3 protein-coding genes are annotated in these 4,996 nt (G+C 75.2%); 2 read left to right on the plus strand and 1 reads right to left on the minus strand.

Features of this window, described 5'->3' with window-relative positions:
• Nucleotides 1-120 precede the first annotated feature (120 nt).
• A complete protein-coding gene (locus tag ABTX60_RS23915) occupies nucleotides 121-879 on the minus strand; it encodes a PaaX family transcriptional regulator C-terminal domain-containing protein (RefSeq protein ID WP_352099041.1) in 759 nt (252 codons plus the stop codon).
• Between the two features lie 74 nt (nucleotides 880-953).
• Here ABTX60_RS23915 and ABTX60_RS23920 point away from each other — a divergent pair, with 74 nt between their 5' ends.
• Nucleotides 954-2,633 (plus strand): DNA alkylation response protein, encoded by a 1,680-nt coding sequence (locus ABTX60_RS23920; RefSeq protein ID WP_352099042.1) that lies wholly within the window; start codon nucleotides 954-956, stop codon nucleotides 2,631-2,633.
• A 172-nt stretch (nucleotides 2,634-2,805) separates the two neighbouring features.
• Nucleotides 2,806-4,854, plus strand: coding sequence for a HEAT repeat domain-containing protein (locus ABTX60_RS23925; RefSeq protein WP_352099043.1), 2,049 nt, complete (start codon nucleotides 2,806-2,808; stop codon nucleotides 4,852-4,854).
• Nucleotides 4,855-4,996 lie beyond the last annotated feature (142 nt).

A 4,996-nucleotide genomic window follows, 5' to 3' on the forward strand; every position in this document is an offset into this window, starting at 1 on the left:
CTTACACTCCCGCCCCTCCCCCCCCCCGCCTCCGCCCCCGCCCCGCCCCCCCCCCCCCCCCCCGCGGGGGGGGGGGGGGGGGGGGGGGGCCCCGGGGGCCCCCCCCCACGGCCGTTCGCGTCATGCGCCGCGCACGCGCGCGCGTACCTCTCCGATCAGCTCCCGCTGGTAGGCGGTGTACGCGGCACGCAGTTCGGTGCCGGGCCAGCCGGCGGGCAGGAGTCCGGGCGGCAGGACGGGGTCGGCGAGCAGGTGCCGTACGACGGCGGCGAAGGCCGTCAGGCGGTCGGCCGGGCGGGGCGAGCCGGCGATGTGCGCGAGCAGAGCCCGGGCCGTTGCGGACCAGGTGTCCAACGGCCACAGGGTTTCGGCCAGTTCGCCCGGGGCACGGTCGGGGCGGGCCGTGTAGCGCTGGACGACCCGGTCCAGATCATCGGGGAGAGCACGGGTGAGATTGGCGGGCCGGAGCCAGACGCCCTCGCGGAGTTCCGCGAGCCGGAGCTCGGTCAGCCGCGTGCGCAGGTCGGCCCGTTCGGCCGGGACGCGTCCGGTCGCGGTGATCACGATCATCTCCCAGTCGCCGTGCCACGCGCGCGTGCGCGGACGCACGGCGTCGTCCTGGCGGCTCTGGCGTTCCAGCAGCCGGTCGCTGAGGCGGTAGCCCCCGTCCGTGCGCCGCAGGTCCCCGGCGGCCACCATCCGGCTGAGCGCCGCCCGCAGCGTGGAGCCGCCGACGTCGAAGCCCTCCACGAGCCGCACCAGCTCCCTGACGGGCAGTTCGGGGGGATGCGTGCCGAGGAGCAGGCTCAGGACGACCGACCGCGCGGACAGCGGGCGCAGATCGAGCGCGCCGGGCGGCGCCGGGACGTTCATCGGCATGGTCACGTACTGTACGCGGCCCATTGTGTGTTGCAGTATTGCTGCGGCTGCAGAGGAAGTGCAACACTCGACGCATGGTCTCGGCATCGGACGAACAGCCGGCGTACGGCGGACCCGCCACGCACGACGTCACCAATCAGGCCCCACCCCTCACCCCCTACGACGCGTCCGACGACACCGCCCTCCTGGAGGGGCTGCGGCGGGAGGGCGCCGGATGGGCCGAGGAGGACCTGCGGCGGCTCGGCAGGCAGGCCGGCAGCGCCCAGGCGCAGGAGTGGGCCGACCTGGCCAACCGGCACGAGCCGGAGCTGCGCACGCACGACCGGTACGGCAACCGCGTCGACGAGGTCGAGTTCCACCCCAGTTGGCACCACCTGATGCGCACGGCGATCGGGGCGGGACTGGCCGCATCACCCTGGGCGGACGACCGGCCCGGCGCTCATGTCGTCAGGACCGCAGGCGGACTGGTGTGGGGGCACACCGAGGCCGGGCACGGCTGCCCCACGTCGATGACCTACGCCGCCGTCCCCGCACTGCGCAGGCAGCCGGAACTGGCGAAGCTCTACGAGCCGCTGCTGACGAGCCGGGAGTACGACCCCGTCCTCCGGGAGCCCACGGAGAAGCGCGGGCTGCTCGCGGGCATGGGGATGACCGAGAAGCAGGGCGGTTCCGACGTCCGGACGAACAGCACGGCGGCCACGCCGACGGCCGAGCCCGGGGTATACACGCTGCGCGGGCACAAGTGGTTCACCTCGGCGCCGATGTGCGACGTGTTCCTCGTCCTGGCACAGGCCCCGGGCGGCCTGTCGTGCTTCCTGGTGCCGCGCGTCCTGCCCGACGGGACGCGCAACACCTTCCGCATCCAGCGGTTGAAGGACAAGCTGGGCAACCGGTCCAACGCCTCCTCCGAGCCCGAGTTCGACGGGACGGTGGCCTGGCTGGTCGGCCCCGAGGGGCAGGGCGTGAAGACCATCATCGAGATGGTCAACTGCACGCGGCTGGACTGCGTGATGATGTCGGCCGCGCTGATGCGCAAGTCCCTCGTCGAGGCCGGGCACCACGCGCGCCACCGCAGCGCGTTCGGCGCACGGCTCGTGGACCAGCCGCTGATGCGCAACGTTCTCGCCGATCTGGCACTGGAGTCCGAGGCCGCCACGACGCTCACCCTGCGCCTGGCGGGCGCTGCCGACCGGGCGGTACGCGAAGACGATGCGGACGGGTCGGAGGCCGCGTTCCGCCGGATCGCCACCGCCGTCGGCAAGTACTGGGTGACCAAGCGGGGTCCGGCCTTCACCGCGGAGGCACTGGAGTGCCTCGGCGGAAACGGCTACGTCGAGGACTCGGGCATGCCCCGGCACTACCGTGAGGCTCCCCTGCTGTCGATCTGGGAGGGCTCGGGGAACGTCAACGCGCTCGACGTGCTGCGGGCGCTGAGCCGCGAACCGGGCACCGCCGAGGCGCTGTTCGGCGAGTTCGCCCTCGCCCGGGGAGCGGACGCCCGTCTGGACTCGGCCGTGACGCGGCTCAAGACGGGTCTGTCCGAGGCGTCGCCGGCCACGGCTCGCCGTCTCGTGGAGCAGATGGCGCTGGCCCTCCAGGCCTCCCTCCTCGTCCGGCACGCCCCGGCGGCCGTCGCCGACGCGTTCTGCGCGTCGCGGCTCGGGGGCGACTGGGGGCACGCGTTCGGGACGCTGCCGCCGACGGCGGACCTGGACGCGATCGTGGAGCGGGCGCTGCCCGGCGGCGGGGGCTGAGGCGCCGGGGCGGGGCGGGCCGGACACGGTGTGCGGACCGGCCAGGGCCGGCCGGCTCGAACTCAAGCCATCATGCGCACAGTTCGCGCACAGTCACCTCCCGATTCCGCTTCGTTGTCAGTGCCGTGGTGCAGACTCCCCGTCGTCGGCACTTCGTCTGGGGGAGGACAACGTGTTCAGGGGGATGGACGAGGTCGACTGGGCCTCGCTGCGCCACGCGTACGGCAGCGCGGAGGATGTGCCCGGATTACTGCGGGGGCTGGCCTCCGCCGACCCGGCCGAGCGACAGACCGCGCTCGACGGGATGTACGGCGCCGTGCACCACCAGGACGACGACGTGCGCGACTCGACGCTCGCCTGTGTTCCGTTCCTCCTCACGCTCGCCGGCCGTCAGGAGGTGCGGGACCGGGCGGGGGTGGTGGAGCTCCTCGTCAGCATCGGCGATGTCGCCGGTGCCCGGGGTGATCGCGCGGCAGAGGTGCGGGACACCCTGCGCGCGCGTGCCGACGTCTTCGTCCGTCTCGCGGGGGACCCGGACGCCGCAGTGCGCCGGGTGGTCCCGGGCGCGCTGGTGCGGTACGTGGATCGACCGGCGCGGCTGCTCGCCCTGTTGCGGGAGCGAATCACCGTGGAGCGGGACGACCGTGTCCTGCTCGCCCTCGCGGAGAGCCTCGGCCTGTTCGCGCGGCGCCACCGCCCGGCCGGTGAGGCCCACGCCGCCGAAGAGGCCTACGCTGCTGAGGCCGTGCGCCTGCTGGTCGAACTGAGCGGGCCGCCTCACGGCCCCGGTCTCCGGCTCGCCGCGCTCGGCCAGCTCGCGGGATGCGCCCCGGATCTGCTCCCCTCCGATCTCGTACCGACCGTCGTCCGGCTGCTCAGGGACAGATCGGGGAGGCGGGCCCGGGCGGGAGGCCCCGAGGACTGTCCCGGTCCGGACACGCTCGCCGCCCGGCTGCGGCGGCTGCGTCCCTCGGACGAGGAGGGCTCCCGGCTGTTGCGGACCCTGCACTGCGCGCTCGACAGCCGGGTGGCCGACCGTGTCGCCCTGCTGTGCGGGCAGTTGACCAGCCCGGATCCCCTCGACCGGTGCAACGGCGTGTGGATGTCGGCCGGGCTCTTCCGGGAGTGGCGCACCGGCCTCGCGGAGCCGGTGGCCCTCATCGGCAACCAACTGGGCTCGGAGGAGGTCCGGTTGCACGACGCGGCGGTCACGGTCCTGCTGGAGCTCGCCGAGCTGGCCGCGCCCGCCGCGGACCATCTCCACGCGTTGGTGACGTACCGTCCCGAGCTGCGCATACGACATGGCGAGCGGGGCGCGCCGGCCCTGGGCGGACCGCTCAAGGCACTGGCCGGGACGGGGGACGCGCGGGCCACGCCGGTGCTGGCCGAGGTGCTGGCGGGGCCGGTCGTACCGCACGATCTGGGGCTGGCCGTGCCCCACCTGGGCCGCGCGGCCGTGCCGCTCGTCCCCGCGCTGCGGCAACGGCTCGCGCGCGTACCGCTGGACGCGTCCGACACCTGCGAACGGGCCGTTCCCCTGCTGTCGGCCCTCGCCGCGCTGGGCGACTACGCCTCCGTGCCCGCTGTGGTGCGGCTGCTGCGCGGCATGCCGGACGGGCTGCGGCGGCGCGACGCCGTCATGGAGGCGGCGGTTCGTGCCCTCGGCACGTTCGGCGGCGCCGCACACGAGGCGGTACCGGATCTTCGCGGACTGCTGGAGAGCGACCGCGCGGTCGCGGCGGCGGACGCGCTGTGGTCGATCACGGGCGACGCGCATGCCGTGCTGCCGGCGCTGCTCCGCGCACTGTCGGACACGTCGACGGAGCCGGGGGGCGGCCGCCGGCGCCGTGCGGCGGCCGTACTGGGACGACTGGGCCCGGCCGCCCGCCCGGCCCTGCCCGGGCTGCGCGAGCTGGCCGAGCGCGGTGACCCACGGACCCGGGCCACCGCCGCCTGCGCGGTGTGGCGGACGACGGGGGATCCGGAGCGGTTCCTCCCCGCCCTCCGCTCCGCGTGGAGAGAGCACCCGCGCACGCGCGCGACGATCGCCGCGTGCGTCTCGGCACTGGGCCCGGCGGGAGCGCCCCTGCACGACCTGCTCCGAACGGAGCTCGCCTCTCCCCTACGGCACCGCACCGACGCCGGCGGCAACGGCATACGCGAGGACCTGACGCTGCTCCGGGCGTGCGCTCAGGCGCTGGCCGGAGCGGGGCACCGGTAGGGCCGGAGCCTGCCGATGTGGCCGGAGTGGGGCGCCGACAGGGCCGGAGCCCGCCGGTGGCCCGAGTGGGACGCCGACAGGGCCGGAGCCCGCCGATGGGCCGGAGTGGGGCGCCGACAGGGCCGGAGCCCGCCGGTGGCCC

It is taken from the genome of Streptomyces sp. NPDC126510, assembly GCF_040302345.1.
In the GTDB taxonomy this organism is placed as follows: Bacteria; Actinomycetota; Actinomycetes; order Streptomycetales; family Streptomycetaceae; genus Streptomyces.